Below are 16,366 nucleotides of genomic sequence, written 5' to 3'. Positions count from 1 at the left end.
CGCGCCGGTCCGTCAGCTCGGGAGCCGGGGCAGCTGGAAGGACGCCGCACGGGGGCTCACGGCGTCCTCAGGTTCTCGAGCGCAGCCGCGCGGCGGACCCGGCCCGTGAGCAGCTCCGCGACGGCGCAGGAGACGAGCCGCACCGCGGCCCCGACGACGACCGCCGCGACGGGCACCGCAGCCATGGGCAGGAGCGCGCGAGCCCCGAGCCACTCCCCGTCGAGGGAGGCCTGGAGCGTCCCGTAGGCGAGCCCGCCGACGAGCGTCCCGACCACCGCGGACGGCACGGCCGTCGCGGCGAGGGCACGGGCCTGGACCTCGACCAGGCGCGGGACGTCGCACCCCATCGCGACGGTGGCGGCGACGGCCCGGCGCGCCTGGGCGAGCTGGTCGGTGAGGGCCAGCGCCAGCGACACCAGGGCCACCGCCGCGGCGACCAGGCCGACGCCGCAGGCGAGCACCGCACCACCGCCGTAGAAGGCGATGTCGCCGGCGTACCCCGTGGCGAGGTCCCGGGTGGCTGCCAGCGCGGTGACGAAGACGCTGCAGACCCCGAGGCAGATGCCGACGAGCACGAGCACGGCGCCGGAGGCACCGACTGCCACGGGGTTCGCCCGCCGCTGGGCGGCGGCGAGCACCGCCTCAGCCCCCGCGCCCGACCTGGCAGCGCGCTCGACGCGCCGGGTCGGGGAGCCGACCGCCGAGCGCGCGAGGACGACGCCGCCGCACACCGCCAGGCAGAGCAGCGCTCCCAGGAGCAGGGAGAACGCGAGGAAGACGGAGAGGTCGGCCGGAAGGGCCCACGGCAGCTCGAAGCCCAGGGCCAGCAGACCGAGGCACGCCACGGCGCCTGCGCCCCACGCCCACGCCCAGCGCCCGGACCGCGCGGGGCGGGGTGCGGGCCCGTGCCGCCCGTGCCGCCCGAGCAGCGCGCCGGCGGCGGCTCCGGCCGCCGTCAGGAGCCCGACGAGCACCACCCAGACGAGGGCGAGCCACGGCTCGGGCACCGGTACCAGCCGGGCGCCCACCGGCAGCGCGACGCCCAGGAGCAGCCAGGCGACGAGGTAGGCCGGCGCCGCCCAGAGCGCACCGCGGGCGGCGTCCGCGGCGGTGCTCTGCACCCGGACCCGCCGCAGGTCGCGCTGGGAGGCCCCGACCACCACGAGCGTCGCCTCGCGCTGCTGGCGCGCCACCGCGCCGACGCGCAGCGCCTGCACCGCGAGCGCCGCGAACGGCAGCACCAGCAGGAGCGCACCGAGCTGCACGCCCGGTCGCAGCCCGGGCTCCGCGATGAACGGGACGAGCCCGGCGGTGGGTGTGACGGCGGTCCAGAGCGTCGAGCCGTCGGCCTGCGTGACCACCTCGACCCCGGTCGTGGCCGGGTCGTCACCCAGCCCGAGGACCGCCGCGAGCAGCAGGAGCACCACCCCGGTCCCGGCGGAGGCGGCCGTGGTCGCCCGGGAGCGCAGCCGGTCGGCGGCCGTGCGGGGGCGGGCGAGGAGCCGCACCACCTCGCGGTCGAGCGCGCTCACCGCAGGTCCAGGTCGTGCTGGACGCCGCCGTGGGCCAGCCGCACCTCGCGGTCGCACCGCGCGGCGAGCACGTTGTCGTGGGTCACGAGCACCAGGGCTCCTCCGCGGGCGACCACGCCCCACAGCAGGTCGAGCGCGAGGGCGGCCCCCGCGGGGTCGAGGCTGGCGACGGGCTCGTCGGCGAGCACCAGGTGCGGCTGCGCGACCAGCGCCCGGGCCACGGCGGCGAGCTGGGCCTGGCCGCCCGAGAGCTCCGCGGGCACGGCGTCCTCGGCGTCGGCCAGCCCGACACCGGCGAGCGCGGCGCGGGAGGCGTCGCGAGCGGGTCCGAGGGCGGACCCGTCGAGCAGGAGCGGCAGGGCGACCCCGTCGAGCAGGGGCAGGTCGGGCACCAGCTGGCCGTACTGCAGCACGATGCCGACGTCGCGGCGCCGCAGCTGGGCGCGCTCGGCGTCGTCCAGCCGGGCGAGGTCGTGGCCCAGCAGCTGGACGGAGCCGGCGTCGGGCTGCAGCAGGCCCGCGGCGACGTGCAGCAGGGTGGACTTGCCGCTCCCGCTGGCCCCCGTGACGGCGACCGCGGTGCCCGCCCCGACCTCGAGGTCGACGCCGCGCAGCGCCGGGGTGCGCCCGTGGGCGTGGGTGAGGCCGGCGAGCCTGACGAGGGGGTGGGCGGGCTCGGCCAGCACGTCGGGCGAGGAGGGGCGGTCGGGGCTCACGGCTGGGGCTCCTGGTCGTCCGGGGTCGTGGTCGGGGTCGTGGTGGTGGTCGTGGAGGTGGTGGAGGCGGCTGGCGGCTGGGCCCGGAGCGCCTCGGCGGCCTCCTCGAGCCAGCGGAGGTCGGCGTCGAGGTGGAGCAGGGCGTGGCGGTCGGCCAGGCGGACGGCGAGGTCGACGTCACCGCCGGGCTGCTCGGTGGAGCGGCGCTGCAGCTGGCGCATCCGGCGCAGGTGGGCCGCGCGCTGCGCCGAGAGGACCCGCTCGGCGTCGGCGCCCGACGTCGTCGAGTGCAGGGCGACGACGGTCTTCCGGATGATCTCCTCGCCCGTCGTGCCCGCCGGTGGGGCCGGCTCGTCGAGCCAGGTCAGCAGCCGCTCGCGCCCGGAGCCGGTGATGGCGTACACGGTCCGCTCGGGGCCGCCCTCGCTGTGGGTTCCGACCACCTCGGCGTGACCGTCGCGGACGAGGCGCCCCAGCGTCGCGTAGACCTGGCCGAACGCCAGCGGCCGCTCCGCGGGGAACCACGCGTCGTGGGCGCGCTTGATGTCGTACCCGTGCCGGGGCCCGGACAGCAGCAGGGCCAGGTGCACCTCTCCGATCGCCACGGGAGCACTCTGCACCACGAGTAGTCATCTGGTGAATAGTGATCTCGGCGTGTCGTGCGAAGATCGGCCGTGGAGCGCACCGGACTCGACCCCGCCGTGCTGGCGGCCCTGGACGCCGTCGACGCCGCCTGCACCTGGGGCAGCCGCCGTCCGGCGACCGCCCCGACGACGCGCGCGCTGCAGCACCTCACCCGCCGGTCACCCGCCAGCGCTGATGACGGGTACGCGCTGCTCGGCAGGCTCGGTGCCGCCTGGCAGACGCGCGAGCCGCTCCTGGTGTGCGACGGCAACTGGGGCAGCCCCGACGACGACCCCGCCGACCCGGAGCACACCCGCGTCGGCCTCTCGCCCCTCGGACGCCTCGCCCTCGACGCCGAGCGCGGCACCTGCGGGCCGGTGCCCCTGGGCCTGGCGCTCGGCGATGCCGGCTCGCTCGACCGGCGGGTCCCCGGCTTCGGGACGGCGGCCGTGCTGGCAGCCCTCGACGGCCCGGCCAGCACACCGGTGCTGCCGGCTCCCGAGCTCGCCACGGGCGGGACCGTCGACGTCGACCTCGCCGCGCTCCTGGCCGGCGAGGAGGTCACCGCGCGGTTGGGGTGCCGCACGCACCGGGAGCCGGGCGACCCCGACGCCCCGGCGTGGCCACCACCCCCTCCCCCGCTGCCCCCGGAGCTGCAGGCCCGGGTCGACGCCGGCGAGCAGATCTCCTACGCCTTCGTCACGCACGCGCCCGAGAGCTTCCCGGGCCCGTCCCTGGTGGTCACCGGCCTGCCGCCGGGCACCGGGTCGTCGACCCTGGCGTGGGACCTGACCGGCAGCCGGCGCAGCGAGCGCGCGGAGCCCGCCGCGCCGCCCGCCGTCGTCGACGTCACCGACCGCACGTCGACGGACGTCGGCACCCGGGTCGTCATCGCCACGGGCGACGCCTCGGCCGCGGTCGACGACCTGGACGACGTCGAGGTCTGGCTCCACGCCCACCCCGCGAGCCACCGGCTCGTCACGTGGCAGCTCCCCCGCCCCGCCGTCGTCGAGCTGGCCGCCTGGGCCGAGCGGACCGGCGCCGACCCCTCGGGCCTGGAGCGCCTGCGAGCCCTCGTCAGCGCTTGACGAGGTCGAGCGCGACGCCCCCGGAGATGAACGGCAGGCGCTCCAGCGCCAGCTCCGCGCGGGCGGCCCACGCCGGGACCTGCTTGACGCTGGAGGGGTAGAGGTAGAGCCGGTCGCGGCCCACGAGCTCCCACCCGGCGGCGCGGGCGCGGCGCACGAAGTCACCGGCGGGGAAGACGCGCTCGCCCGGGGTGAGGGTGTGCCACAGCCACACGTAGGGGTGCTGCTGGTTGGGCTCCATCGCGCGCCAGCGGGCCCCCGGCGCCGCGACCCGCGCGGCCTCGGTGACCACGGCGTCGAGGTCGGTGACGTGGTGGAGGGCGTCGACGCTGAGGATCAGGTCGACCGAGCCGCTGGCCACGGCCGCGGGCACCTCCTCGCCGGTGCCCACCTCGAAGCGCACGTTGCCCAGGCCCTGGGCGGCGGAGCGCTCGTTGGCGAAGTCGACGTAGTTGGGCAGCGGCTCGACGCCGGTGAAGGTGCGGTCGGGGTGCGAGGCGGCCAGCGTGCGCAGCAGGGTCCCGGTGCCGGAGCCCAGCTCGAGGACGCGTCCGGGCACCTCGGCGAGCACGCGGTCGAAGTAGCCGACGCGGCGCCGGGTCATGTGGCCGCCGGCGCGCAGGTCGTCGTAGAGCTCCGGCTGCTCGTCGTAGCCGGCGTTGAACCGGTGGTCCTGCGCCGCTCGGGCGGCCGAGTGGTCGCTGGGCTCCATCCCGGAAGGGTAAGCGGCGCTCAGGTGGTGATCACGAGGGGTTCCCCGGCGGCGGTGCGGCGACCACCGGCGCGTCGTCGGTCTCCCAGAGCTCGACCCGGAGCCAGCTGTGGTCGGTGGACGAGACCAGCCGGCGCCCCTCCATGACCGCGCGGGCGTTGCCGGTGGTGCGCCCGAGGTCACCGGTGGCCGTGGCGACCGACCCGACCAGCCACACCCGCTGGTGCGGCGCCAGGGCCTCCACCTTGGGGCCGACCCCGCGCACCTCCAGCCCGCCGAGCGTGTCGCTCTCCAGGGGACCGGCGACCAGCAGCGCGTCGTCGAGGCGGTCGCTGCTGGCCAGCCCGGCCGGGTAGTACGCCTCGACCATCGGCCGCACCACGTTGCCGACGTAGACCACGGCGTCGCCGGGCTGCGCACCGGCGGCGATCTCGGCGGCGGCGCCGCGCGGGTCGTCGAAGCCCGCGTCGCGGTCGCGGAAGGTGATCGAGGCCGGCAGCAGGCAGGCCAGCAGGACGACGACGCCGAGCGCCGTCGCCCGCTGCGCCCAGCGCCCACCGCGGCGGCGCGCCAGGCCCACCAGCGAAGTGAGCGCCACGGCGGCGAGGACGGCGATGGCGGGCAGCGCGGCGCTGGCGTAGCGCTGGTTGAAGTACCCACCGATGAGACCCAGCACGGTGACCGCGAGGACCGGCATCGGCGCCCACAGGGCCAGCACCAGGGCGTGCCGCTCGCGGGCGCGTCCCCGCCGGTGGCGGGTGAGCAGCACCACGGCACCCGCCGCGGCGAGGGCGAGCACGGGCCAGCCCAGCCACGGGACGTCGCTGGCGAGCTTCCAGAACGTGAAGAACTCCGGCAGCGTCGCCGGGGCGGGCGGGCGCTCGACGGCCTGCAGCGAGCCCGCCGCCACCAGGCCCACACCGACCAGGCCCGCGGGCAGCGCCGCCGCGACGAGGGTCCACCGGCGCGCGCGGCCGGGCCGCAGCCACGTCGCGAAGAAGGCCGCCCCCACCGACGGCAGCGTCACCAGCGGGTGGAGCAGCACCGCGAGCAGGGCCACGGCCCCCAGCACCGGCCACAGCCACCGCCGCGGGCGGTCGCTCTGGCGCAGCAGGAGCAGCACGGTGACGACGACGGCGGTCAGCGCCATCGGGTACGGCCGGGCCTCCTGGCCGTGCAGGTACACCGCCGGGGCCAGCGCCGCGATGGTCCCGGCCACCAGCGCGCCGGGCCCGCCGGCGAAGCGCCGGCCCAGCACCGCCACGAGGGCCACCAGGACGACGGTGGCCACGGCCCCGGGCAGCCGGATCCAGTCCTGCGACTCGCTCACCCGCAGCCAGGGGTGCATCAGCAGGTAGTAGCCGACCAGGCCCGCGTCGCGCTCGGACAGCAGGCCCATCATGTCGGCCACGGGGCGACCAGCGGTGCTGAGCGTGTAGACCTCGTCGCGCCACAGGGGCTTGCCGTCGTAGCGGTAGGCGGTCAGCGCCGCCGCGAGCAGGGCGGGCAGGAGCACCGGCAGCCAGGTGGCGGGGCGTCGCCAGCGGGCTCGGGAGGGAGGGGTCCCCTGCACCGGCGGGTCGTCGAGGAGCAGGGTCACGTCGAGATCCTCCCAGCCGGGGCTGTGAGGGGCCTGTCGGTGATCGTGCGCCGGTGTCCTGACGGCTCGGGGTCGATCGACGGGCTGATCGACGGGCCGACCGGCGCAGCGCGCCTAGGGTGCTGTGCTCGTGGTCTCACCGGAGCTCGTGCTCCTGCTCCTGCTGCTGGTCGTGGGCCTGTCGGCCGTCCTCTCGGCGCGGCTCCAGGTGGCCGCGCCGCTGCTCCTCGTGGCGCTCGGAGCCGGGGTGGCGGCCCTGCCCGGCGTGCCCGCGGTCGAGGTGCCGCCCGAGCTGGTGCTCGCCGGCATCCTCCCGCCGCTGCTGTACTCGGCGGCCGTCCAGCTGCCCGCGATGGGCTTCCGCCGCGACGCCTCCGCCATCAGCGGCCTGTCGGTCGTGCTCGTCCTGGTCAGCGCCGTCTCGGTGGGTGCGCTGCTGAGCTGGCTGCTCGGCGTCGGGTTCTGGTGGGGCGTGGCGCTGGGAGCGGTGGTCTCCCCCACGGACGCGGTGGCCACGTCCATCGTGAAGGGGCTGGGGGCCTCGCCGCGGGCGGTCTCGCTGCTGGAGGGCGAGGGCCTCCTGAACGACGCCACGGCCCTGGTGCTCCTGCGGACGGCGGTCGCCGTCGCCGCCGCGGGGACCGCGATGACCTCGGGCGGCCCGGGCGGAGGGCCGTCCGTCGGCTCGGCCCTGGGCGACTTCGCCTGGGCCGTCGCGCTGGCCGTCGTCGTCGGTCTCGTGGTGGGCCACCTCGACCTCGCGGTGCGCCGCCGGGTCGACGACCCCGCCGCCGGGACCCTCATCTCCTTCGCGGTGCCGTTCGCGGCGTCGCTGCCCGTGGAGCACCTTGGCGGATCGGGGCTGGTCGCCGCCGTCGTCGCCGGGCTGGTCACCAACCACCACGCACCCCGGGTGCTCGGCCCGCGGGCCCGGCTGTCGGACTCCCAGACGTGGCGCTCGGCGTCCCTGCTGCTCGAGGGCGGGATCTTCCTGCTCATGGGGCTGGAGCTGCCCGCCGTGCTCGCGGCCGTGGCCGCCGACCCCGAGACCGCCGGCGGCGTGGGGCGCCTCGGCCTGGGCAGCGCCGTCGCCGTGGCAGCGGCCGCCCTGGTCGCGGTGCTGGCGGTCCGCGCCCTGTTCGTCGCGGGCCTGCTGGGCCTGTCCCACCGCCGCCGCGACCGCCGCGAGCTGGCCCGCCGGAGGTTCAGCGCCTTCGCCGAGCGCTTCGAGGACCGCTCCCCCGCCGAGGTCGCCGCGGCCATCACGGCCCGGCGCGCCGTCGACTCCACCGCCGGCCGCGTCAAGGGCGGCCTGCGCCGCGGCGGGCTGCGCGGTGCGTGGCGGGCGGCGCAGCGGCGCCCGGTCACCGAGGAGGCCGTCGGCAGGATCACCACCCGGCTCCGGCGGGTGCGCGCCGACCTCGACTACCTCCTCGACGAGCCCCTGGGCTGGCGGGAGGGCGTGGTCGTGGTGTGGGCGGGCATGCGCGGCGCGGTGACGGTGGCGGCGGCCCAGACCCTCCCGGAGGACGCCCCGCAGCGCGAGCTGCTGGTGCTCGTGGCGTACCTGGTGGCGGCCGGGTCGCTGCTGCTCCAGGGGCTCACGCTGCGCCGCGTGGTGCTCGCGGTGGGCTCAACGCGCCAGCGCAGCGAGTCCGAGGACGCCGCCCAGCGCGCCGCCCTGCACCAGCTGGTCCTCGACGCCGTGCGCGCCGCCGAGGTGCCCGAGGGCGCCTCGGCGAAGGAGACCCGGCTGCTGCAGCTGCGGGCCCAGCGCGACGCGCTGCTCGACGCCCGCGACGACGGCTCCTTCGACGCCGAGGCCCTCACCCACGCCCTCGCCGTCGTCGACGCCGACGAGATCAGCCTGTCGCTGCGGGGCGGCCCCACGGGCTGAGGGCCCGGCCCGACCCGAGCCGTCCACAGTTCACACGGAGGAAACCCGCGCGCCTCCCGGTCGCCGCTACCTTCGCGCCATCGTCACCGAGATCGATCCCTTCGTCGGGACCGCAGCGACCGGGTTGCCCGAGCCGCGCGGTCTCGCCGCCGCGTGGTGGTTCCCCAAGCCGCAGGTCGGCAACACCCACCCCGGCGCCACCAGCCCGCTGGGCATGGTCAGCGCCTGCGCCTACTCCGGGGCCTACCCCACCGGGTACGGCCAGTACGACAAGTCGCTCGACGGGCTGCCCGTGGAGGTCTTCGACAGGCTGCAGGCGTCGGGGTTCACGCACTTCCAGCAGTCCGGCACCGGCGCCATCCGCAAGTACTACAACTACCTGCGCGTCACGCCGATGGTGCAGCCCCTGGACGACCTCGGGCAGAGCTGGGAGCTGACCGACGAGGTCGCCGAGGCCGGCTACTACGCCGCCACGCTCGGCTCGGGCATCCGCTGCGAGCTGACCGTCGGCCCCAAGACGGCCGTGCACCGGTACACGTTCCCCGCGCACCGCTCGGCGCGCGTCGTCGTCGACGCCTCCTGCGGCGGCCTGGCCATCGAGCACGGGCGCACCGTGCCCCTGCGCGCCCAGGTCGAGAACCTCGGCCAGGGCCGGGCGCAGGGCACGATCGTGGTGGAGGGCGTGCCGCTGTCGTTCGCGCTCGAGGTCGACACCGACGTCCCCGGCCCCTCGGGGCCGCCGCGGCACTCGGCTCCGTGGCGCCCGATGCTGTGGCACGACCGGCGCCTCATCGAGGGCGGCACCCGGCTCGACTTCGACAGGATCCGCCAGACCACGCTGCGCCCGTTCGGCCTGCTCTTCATGGGCCCCGCCCGGGCGGGGCAGACGGTCGAGGTGCGGATCGGGTTCTCGCTGCGCGGGGTGGAGCAGGCCCGGGCCAACCTCGAGGCGGAGCACGCCTCGCGCCTGCCCGGGGCCCCGGGCGCCCCGGCCTTCGACGCCGTCGCCGCGCGCACGCGGGCGAGCTGGGCCGACCACGTGGGCCGGGTGGCGGTGGAGGGCGGCACGCCCGCGCGCCGCACGGTGATGGCGACGGCGACGTACCACTCGCTGATCAAGCCCTGCATCGCCGACGACGAGAGCCCGTTCTGGCCCTCGGACGGCCCGTTCGCCTTCGACATCTCCACGATGTGGGACATCTACAAGACGCAGGTGCCGCTGCTCGCGGCGATCGCCCCGCAGCGGGCGGCCGACCTGCTGGAGTCGCTGATCAGGGTCAGCGAGGAGGAGGGCAACTTCCCGATCGGCTACCGGATGGCGCGCGGGGCCGACAGGTTCTTCCGGCAGGCCAGCGCGCTGGCGCACACGGCCCTGGCCGACGCGCACGCGGTGGACCTGGCGCCGATCGACTGGTCGTGGGCGCTCGTGCACATGGACGACGACCTGCGCCGCGGGTACGGCGAGATGTTCATCGACCACGGGGTGGTCCACCCGATCTCGCACACCCTCGACCTAGCCTTCGCCCACCACTGCACGGCGCAGGTGGCGCGGGCCGTGGGCGACCACCGCCTCGCCGACGACCTCACCGAGCGGTCGCTGCGGTGGACGAACGCCTTCGACACGGCCACCGGGCTGCTCAAGGACTCGGAGTACTACGAGGGCGGCAGGTGGAACTACTCGTTCCGGCTGCTGCACGACATGGCCGGCCGGATCGCGCTGGCCGGGGGCGACGAGGCGTTCACGGGGATGCTCGACAGCTTCTTCGGGTTCGGGGCGCCGCCGGTGCGCCAGCCGGGGGTGCGCCCCAGCACCGCCGAGATGGCCGCGGGGTACGCGCTCAACCGGTTCGAGGGCCTCAACAACGAGCCCGACATGGAGGCCCCCTGGGCCTACCACTGGGCGGGCCGGCCCGACAGGACCGCGGAGGTCGTGCACGCGGCGCTGTCCCACCAGTTCGGCACCGGACGCGGCGGGCTGCCGGGCAACGACGACTCCGGCGGCCTCTCGTCCTGGTACGTCTGGGCCTCCCTGGGGCTGTTCCCCGTGGCCGGGCTCGACACGTTCCTGCTGTCGGCGCCCGCCTTCGAGCGGGCGGTGCTCTCCGTGCCCGACGGCGAGCTCGTGGTCGAGGCGGTCGGGCACCGCGAGCAGCCCGTCAGCTCCGACGAGGGCTTCGAGGCCGGCGCCACCCGTGGCCCGTCGGCGTCCAGACCCCAGCACCTGCTCTCGGCGACGCTCGACGGCGAGTCGCTGGCCGGACCGCACCTGTCGATGGCGCGGGTCCACCGCGGCGGGCGCCTGGTGCTCCACCTCGGGGACGAGCCGAACGGCTACGGGCGCGCGGTGCGGCCGCCCTCGCCGGCGGCCCGCCCCCGCTGACCCGCTGACCCGCTGACCCGCTGACCCGCCGACGGCACCACCCGCAGTGCCAGCCGGTCCCGCCGGGACCGGCCGTCTGACCCACGCCGAGGAGGACCCATGACCGGCACGAGCACCCCCGACCGCCGCCTCGTCATCCTGGTCCGCGCGGACCCGGTGATCTGCGGCCACTCCGGCGAGGCCCGCAACCTCGCCGAGGCGGCGCTGCTGCGCGGCTTCGACGACGTGCGCATCCTCACCTGGCCGCTGGAGGCGCTGCAGGCGGCGGGGCTCCCGCTGAAGCCCCTCGACGCGCTGCTGCCGTACTCCCCCGGCATCACCGTGGAGCGGCCGGACCCCATCGGCGACAACCGCGTGCCCGACGGCCGCTACATCGCCGGGCTCGCCGGGCGCCTGGTGGAGCTGCTGGCCGAGGGCGTGCCCACGGTCGTGCTGTCGATGTACCTGACGCCGCACACCGACGTCGTCGTCCAGGCGGTGGCGGGTGCCCGCGCGGCGGGCTTCACCCCGACGTGCGCACGATGGCGAAGGCCGTCGGCTCCGACATCACCAACGTGGTCTCCAACGCGCTGCGCACCGGGAACTGGGGTGCGGCGGCGGTGGTGCTCAGCACCTACCTGCAGAACGACGACCTGCTCGCGGTGTCGGAGTTCACCAAGGAGGAGGTGGTGCGCTGGGCCGAGCAGGTCGACGCCCGCAGCGGCACCCGCTTCGCCGCCGAGCTCACCGAGCGGGTGCGGATCAGCTACCCGCCGATCGACACCTCCGCCTTCCTCGACCTCGACCCGGCCGCCGTCGACGCCGCGCTCGCGGCCCGCGGGCTGGAGCGCGACGGGTACGTGCTGTTCCTGTCGCGCATCACGCGCGCCAAGGGCGTGGACGACCTCATCAGCGCCTACCGCGCCTCCCGGACGCAGGCCACCAAGAAGCTGGTCATCGCGGGGGCCGGCAACGCCGTCGAGGCGGCGCGGGCGCAGATCGCGGAGGTCGAGGGCGACGACGAGCGGATCCTGCTGCTCACCGACGTCTCCGACGCCGAGAAGCCGCTGCTCATGCGCGGGTGCGCCGCGTACGCGCTGCCCACCAAGCCGGTGCCCGAGTTCGTGGAGACCTTCGGCATCGCCCTGACCGAGAAGATGCTGGCCGGCGGCGGCCCGGTCATCACCACGATCGTGGGCGGCACCGGGGAGGCGGTCGGGGACACCGCGCTCATCATCGAGCCGGGCGACGTCGCCGGGCTCACGGCGATGATCGACAGGGCCGTGCTCGACATGGACGAGGTCGAGCGCCTGGAGCTGGAGCAGCGGGCCCGCGAGCACGCGCTGCGCTTCGACAGGGTCCGGGTGTTCGACGAGATGCTCCCCGCCGACCCGGCGGTCACGCTGCCCGAGGAGCACCGGGTCGTCGAGCTCCCCCGCGAGGGCGCCCCCCTCTGATGCGACCTCCCGGACCGCAGCCGAGCGCCCGGTTGCGGTCCGGGAGGGGGCCGAACCGCAACCGAGCGCCTGACTGCGGTCCAGGAGGGGGTCCGAACCGCAACCGAGCGCCTGACTGCGGTCCAGGAGGGGGTCCGAACCGCAACCGAGCGCCTGGCTGCGGTGCGCAGGGGTCAGAGGCGGCCGGACGTCATGTCGAACAGCCGCGACAGCACCCGGTCGCCGTCGGCCCGCAGGCCGTTGTGGAGCAGCTCGTCGGTGACCCACGTGCGCGCGCCCATCAGCGACGCCGTGGCGCGGGAGTGGTCGAGGAGCACGTAGGGGTCGTCGACGTAGACCGCCGCGGCCACGGGCACGCCGTCCGAGCCGCGGGCCACGCCGTCGAGCGCGGAGGGGTCGTACAGGCGCGGCCACTCCCGCTGCGCCAGCAGCCGGGCCGCCTCGGCGACCGGCGCCAGCGCCCCCACGCCACCGCGCTCGGGGTCCAGCAGCCAGTCGCCCAGGTGCTCCCCGGAGAGCAGCGCCGGGTCGCCGCCGTCGGCGACGTCGCGGAAGTCGTCCGGGCGGGTGCGCTCCGCCGACCACGCCGTGGTGGCGCCGTCAGCCATGCACGCCTCGTGCACGAGCAGGTAGAGCGGGTTGCGGGCCAGGCCCAGCGGGTCGGCGGCGTCGGCGCGGAACGCCGGGGAGCCCACCGGCCGCTCGAGCAGCGCGTGCAGGACGTCCGACCCGTCGCTCATGCCCAGGGAGTGCCCGGCGGCGCGCAGGGTCCGCCCGGTGACGCGGTCGCCCGCCGTCGTCCTCAGGTCGTGGGTGGCGAGGTGGGCGTGCAGGTCGCGCAGCCGCTCGAGGTCCTGCGGGTACCGCTCGTGGTGGCGCGCCGACAGCAGGCGCATCTGCGCCCACGTGGCGGCGTAGACCTCGTCGGGGTGCACGCCCACGGCGGGGAGGCCGCCGGTGATGTGGACGGCGCTCAGCGACTGCGGCGCCAGCGACAGGTACGTCGTGGCGCAGAACCCGCCGAAGCTCTGCCCGAGCAGGGCCCAGCGCTCGACCCCCAGGGCCTCACGGAGCAGCTCGGCGTCGCGGACGATGCTGTCGGCGCGCAGGTGCGCCAGGTGGTCGGCCTGCTGCTGCGGGGTCATCCCCGGCAGGTCGCCCACGGGCGTCGAGCGCCCGGTGCCGCGCTGGTCGAGCAGCACGAGGCGGAAGTCGCGCAGCGCCCGCGCCATCCACCCGCTCGTCAGCGGCGCGCCCACCGGGCGCGTGGCCTCCTGGCCGGGGCCGCCCTGCAGGAACAGCAGGTGGGGGCGGCCCTCACCGCCCACGGCCGAGACCTCGCGGGCGAACAGCGTGATCGCCGCGCCGTCGGGGGCGGCGTGGTCGAGGGGGACGTCGAGCTCGTGCTCGACCACGCGCAGGCCGGGGACCGCCACGGCGCTCAGCCCTCCGTCCGCAGCGCGCTGTCGACCCGGCACGAGGCGAGCCCCGAGCCGTCGCCGTCGGAGCTGGCGAAGCCGACGGCCTGCGCCTGCGCGGTGGCTCCCGGGGCGACGGTCTCGGTGCCGCCGACGAGCTGGCCCACCTCCTGCCCGGACGCGTCGAGCGCGCTCAGCGTGACGAGGTAGGTGCTCGGGCTGTCACCGGAGTTGGTGACGACCAGGTCTGCGGTGGCCAGGCCTCCGAGACCGGAGGTGCAGCTGGTGACCTGCACGTCGGCAGCGGCGCCGGTGCTGCCCGGCAGGTCGGTGGGCAGGTCTGACGGCAGGGACGACGGCAGACCTGACGGCAGGTCGGTCGGGAACCCGCTGGGCAGGTCGCTGGGGGCGGGCAGCTGCTCGATCTGGCGGAGGGTGTCGGACACCTGCGGCGAGACGCTTCGGTAGAAGGCGACGGCCGCGAGGACCACCGCCACCCAGGCCAGCGTGCCCAGGACGCCGCCGACGACGCCCGCGACCGCCAGGCCGCGACCGCCCTTGCGCCCGCCCCGGGTGTCGCCGATGCCGAAGGCCGACACGACGGCGCCGACGGGGCTCACCAGGAACGCCAGGACGAACCCGACGACGGCGGTGACCGACGTGGGGCGCTGCGGCTGCCCGGCGTAGGGCCCCGGGGGCTGGTGCGCGGGCCCGTAAGGGGTCTGCGGTGCCTGCGGGGTCTGGGAGCGCGGCGCGTACTCCTCGTACCCCGGCGGGGGCGTGTACTGCGGCGGGGGTGCGCTGGGGTCGGACACGGTGCCTCCGAGCGGCGGAGAGGGTCGGCTCGACGACGACGGTATCCGTCGTCGTCGAGCTCCTCCGGCGCCGTGCTCGGGCACCGCGCTCCGACGCCGCGCCCGCTACCTCGCTCCGCGCTGCTGGTCCCCTGGCACGACGGCGGCGACAGCGCCGCCCGCTCAGCCGCCCGCTCGCCCGTCCGCTCTGCCGTCCGCTCCGGGGGCCGGGGTGCTGCCGCGGCAGCGCCCCGCGCACCCCGCGGGCCCGCAGCGCCCGGGAGCGGGTACCCGCCGGCGGCCGGGGGTGCGAGAGTGGTCCCGTGACGTCGCTCGGATCCGAGGCCCTTCCCGCGCGGTTGTTCAAGGCGATCCCGCTGCTGCGCGAGGCCCTCGTGGCCGCCGCGGAGGAGGGGCGCGTCGTCCCGCCCGCGGAGGCCTCCGAGGCCACCGACGGCGCGGTGACGGCCCGCGGCCTGGGCAAGGCGCTCGAGGTCATCTCCGCCGACTGCGCCCGCCGCGGGGAGCCCGACCTGGGCGCGCTGGTGGTCAAGGAGTCGGCGCTGGTCGACGGCACCGACACCGCCGGGGGCGGGCGCCGCAGGGCCTGGATGCACTTCGGCGGGCAGGGCGCCGTCGACGCCGGGACGCAGGACGAGCTCGACGTCGTCGAGCGGGCCACCCGCCACGCGGGGGCGTCCCGGACGTCGAGCGCACCGCGGGCCCCCCGTGAGCCGAAGGCGCCGCGCGAGCCCGGGGCCCCCGCCGACGCGGCGCCCCGTGCGAGCACCCGCACGACCACCCGTGCGACCACCGTGAAGAAGGCCGCGCCGGTGCCCGCGGCGCCGCCGGCCATCTGCCCCGACTGCTTCACGGTGCGCTCGGCCAGCGGCACCTGCATGTGCGTCTGACCAGCTGAGACGCCGTCTGGCGCCGGGTCTCGGCCGGCCGATGACGCCGGCGCCGCCAGGAAGGCCGGCACCAGCCGATGAGCATCAGGGCACAGCGCGGGCCAACCTGCCCCCGCGCGCGGCGTCGACCCGCCAGGATGCTCGGATGGACGAGAAGGTGCGGCTCACCTGGGGCGCGGGCACCGGTGCCGAGCGTCGCGTGCACTGGCCCGACCCGCGGCTCAGCGGTCGCTCCCTGTGCGACCGGCGCCTGAGCACCCACGAGCACGAGGACGCGGTCCCCGAGCGGTGGACCCGGTGGTGCCGCAAGAACGGCTGCCGCCAGCAGCTGACGGCCTGGCTCTCGCAGCACGCGCCGTCGATCGCGCGCGAGTACCGGGCCCGGGTCGACGCCGACCGGGCTGCTGACCGGGCGGCTGAGCGCGCCGCTGCCGAGGCCGACGGGCTCCTGCTCGACCTCTGACCGATGAGTCCGGCGCACCCGCGCCGTCTGCTCGACGAGGGGCCGGCGCCCGGCCCGACGACCTGGAGGCAGCAGTGGGCAACATCAAGGTGCAGCAGTTCATGACGGTCGACGGCGTGGTGGACGCCCCTGTGTGGACGGTCGCCTACCCGTGGACCGACGCGATGCTGGCCGGCGTCGGCGCCATCACGGCGAGCTGCTCGGACATCCTGCTCGGCCGGTCGACGTACGAGATGTTCGCGCCGGCCTGGTCGACCCGCACCGCCGAGGACGACCCGGGCGCCCCCTTCTTCAACGACACCATCAAGCACGTCGTCACCTCGCGCGGCGCCGACGACCTCACGTGGGGTCCCTCGCGGGCGCTGGAGTACTCCGCCTCCGCGGTGCAGCAGCTGAAGGACGACGCCGAGGGCGACGTCTACGTCAGCGGCAGCGTGCAGCTGGTGCAGGCGCTCCTCGCCGACCGCCTGGTCGACGAGCTGCACCTGCTGACGTACCCGCTGGCCCTCGGCGAGGGGCTCCGACTCTTCGCCGACGGCACCAGGCTGGAGCTCGCGCTGCTGTCCGGGACGACGTACGAGAACGGCGTCGCGCACCTCGTCTACGGCCCCGCCTGACCTGCCCCCCGCGCGTCCGGGACCACCGCCCCCGAGGCGGTGGTCCCGGTACGAGCGGTCAGGGGCGAGCCGGCGACGCTGCCGGGGCGCGGCGCTGCTCCGAAGGGGGGACCCTCCGGGGCGGTCGTCACGTTCCGCACACCGCTGATCACGCCCCTGACCTGCGAACACACGATCC

At 76.5% G+C, this 16,366-nt stretch carries 14 protein-coding genes; 7 read left to right on the top strand and 7 right to left on the bottom strand.

Annotation, left to right across the window (positions count from 1 at the left end; genetic code table 11):
* Positions 1-56 precede the first annotated feature (56 nt).
* The 3 genes from F1641_RS12590 to F1641_RS12580 are packed head-to-tail and all read right to left on the bottom strand — an operon-like array spanning position 57 to position 2,853.
* The gene (locus F1641_RS12590; RefSeq protein ID WP_194906097.1) at positions 57-1,532 is read right to left on the bottom strand and encodes a hypothetical protein; all 1,476 of its coding nucleotides are present in this window, start codon (positions 1,530-1,532) and stop codon (positions 57-59) included.
* Positions 1,529-2,248 (bottom strand): ABC transporter ATP-binding protein, encoded by a 720-nt coding sequence (locus F1641_RS12585; RefSeq protein WP_206691150.1) that lies wholly within the window; start codon positions 2,246-2,248, stop codon positions 1,529-1,531. Before F1641_RS12585 ends, F1641_RS12590 begins: the two co-directional genes overlap by 4 nt.
* Positions 2,245-2,853: a PadR family transcriptional regulator gene (locus tag F1641_RS12580; protein WP_194906096.1), complete on the bottom strand. Its 609-nt coding sequence runs from the start codon at positions 2,851-2,853 to the stop codon at positions 2,245-2,247. Before F1641_RS12580 ends, F1641_RS12585 begins: the two co-directional genes overlap by 4 nt.
* Before the next feature lie 69 nt (positions 2,854-2,922).
* Here F1641_RS12580 and F1641_RS12575 point away from each other — a divergent pair, with 69 nt between their 5' ends.
* Entirely contained in the window at positions 2,923-3,960 is a 1,038-nt protein-coding gene (locus F1641_RS12575; RefSeq protein WP_194906095.1) for a hypothetical protein, read from the top strand.
* On the opposite strand, the gene F1641_RS12570 is transcribed toward F1641_RS12575, so the two are convergent.
* Positions 3,950-4,672, bottom strand: coding sequence for a class I SAM-dependent methyltransferase (locus tag F1641_RS12570; protein WP_194906093.1), 723 nt, complete (start codon positions 4,670-4,672; stop codon positions 3,950-3,952). The two genes, F1641_RS12575 and F1641_RS12570, sit on opposite strands and share 11 nt — an antisense overlap.
* Positions 4,673-4,703: 31 nt before the next feature.
* Positions 4,704-6,272 (bottom strand): glycosyltransferase family 39 protein, encoded by a 1,569-nt coding sequence (locus tag F1641_RS12565; RefSeq protein ID WP_194906091.1) that lies wholly within the window; start codon positions 6,270-6,272, stop codon positions 4,704-4,706.
* 130 nt (positions 6,273-6,402) lie between these two features.
* Here F1641_RS12565 and F1641_RS12560 point away from each other — a divergent pair, with 130 nt between their 5' ends.
* The 3 genes from F1641_RS12560 to F1641_RS12550 all read left to right on the top strand — a co-directional run bounded on the left by F1641_RS12560 (position 6,403) and on the right by F1641_RS12550 (position 11,985).
* Positions 6,403-8,169: a cation:proton antiporter gene (locus tag F1641_RS12560; RefSeq protein WP_194906089.1), complete on the top strand. Its 1,767-nt coding sequence runs from the start codon at positions 6,403-6,405 to the stop codon at positions 8,167-8,169.
* A 79-nt stretch (positions 8,170-8,248) separates the two neighbouring features.
* Positions 8,249-10,549, top strand: a complete 2,301-nt coding sequence (locus F1641_RS12555; protein ID WP_194906870.1) for a glycoside hydrolase domain-containing protein — start codon at positions 8,249-8,251, stop codon at positions 10,547-10,549.
* A 521-nt stretch (positions 10,550-11,070) separates the two neighbouring features.
* A complete protein-coding gene (locus F1641_RS12550; protein WP_206691148.1) occupies positions 11,071-11,985 on the top strand; it encodes a glycosyltransferase in 915 nt (304 codons plus the stop codon).
* A gap of 173 nt (positions 11,986-12,158) precedes the next feature.
* Here F1641_RS12550 and F1641_RS12545 read toward each other — a convergent pair whose 3' ends face one another.
* Together F1641_RS12545 and F1641_RS12540 are read right to left on the bottom strand one after the other, a co-directional pair.
* A complete protein-coding gene (locus F1641_RS12545) occupies positions 12,159-13,421 on the bottom strand; it encodes an alpha/beta fold hydrolase (protein WP_219729556.1) in 1,263 nt (420 codons plus the stop codon).
* A gap of 5 nt (positions 13,422-13,426) precedes the next feature.
* On the bottom strand, positions 13,427-14,218 hold the full coding sequence (locus F1641_RS12540; RefSeq protein WP_194906087.1) for a hypothetical protein: 792 nt from the start codon (positions 14,216-14,218) through the stop codon (positions 13,427-13,429).
* Between the two features lie 302 nt (positions 14,219-14,520).
* Between F1641_RS12540 and F1641_RS12535 the strand changes: the two genes are divergently transcribed.
* The 3 genes from F1641_RS12535 (at position 14,521) to F1641_RS12525 (ending at position 16,188) form a co-directional block, all read left to right on the top strand.
* Complete coding sequence (locus F1641_RS12535) at positions 14,521-15,108, top strand: hypothetical protein (protein ID WP_194906086.1); 588 nt, start codon at positions 14,521-14,523, stop codon at positions 15,106-15,108.
* Between the two features lie 145 nt (positions 15,109-15,253).
* Entirely contained in the window at positions 15,254-15,571 is a 318-nt protein-coding gene (locus F1641_RS12530) for a hypothetical protein (RefSeq protein ID WP_194906084.1), read from the top strand.
* A gap of 74 nt (positions 15,572-15,645) precedes the next feature.
* A complete protein-coding gene (locus F1641_RS12525; RefSeq protein ID WP_194906082.1) occupies positions 15,646-16,188 on the top strand; it encodes a dihydrofolate reductase family protein in 543 nt (180 codons plus the stop codon).
* The last annotated feature ends 178 nt before the right edge of the window (positions 16,189-16,366 follow it).

Origin of the sequence: Quadrisphaera sp. INWT6 (assembly GCF_015390235.1) — a bacterium.
GTDB lineage: Bacteria > Actinomycetota > Actinomycetes > Actinomycetales > Quadrisphaeraceae > Quadrisphaera.
The sequence above is the reverse complement of the archived record's forward strand: the minus strand, read 5'-3'. Positions and strand labels throughout refer to the sequence as shown.

Bases quoted from the DNA above. Each gene is read 5' to 3' on its own strand.
- F1641_RS12530 (WP_194906084.1), top strand. From the start codon at position 15,254: ATGGACGAGAAGGTGCGGCTCACCTGGGGCGCGGGCACCGGTGCCGAG.
- F1641_RS12570 (WP_194906093.1), bottom strand. From the start codon at position 4,672: ATGGAGCCCAGCGACCACTCGGCCGCCCGAGCGGCGCAGGACCACCGG.
- F1641_RS12550 (WP_206691148.1), top strand. From the start codon at position 11,071: ATGGCGAAGGCCGTCGGCTCCGACATCACCAACGTGGTCTCCAACGCG.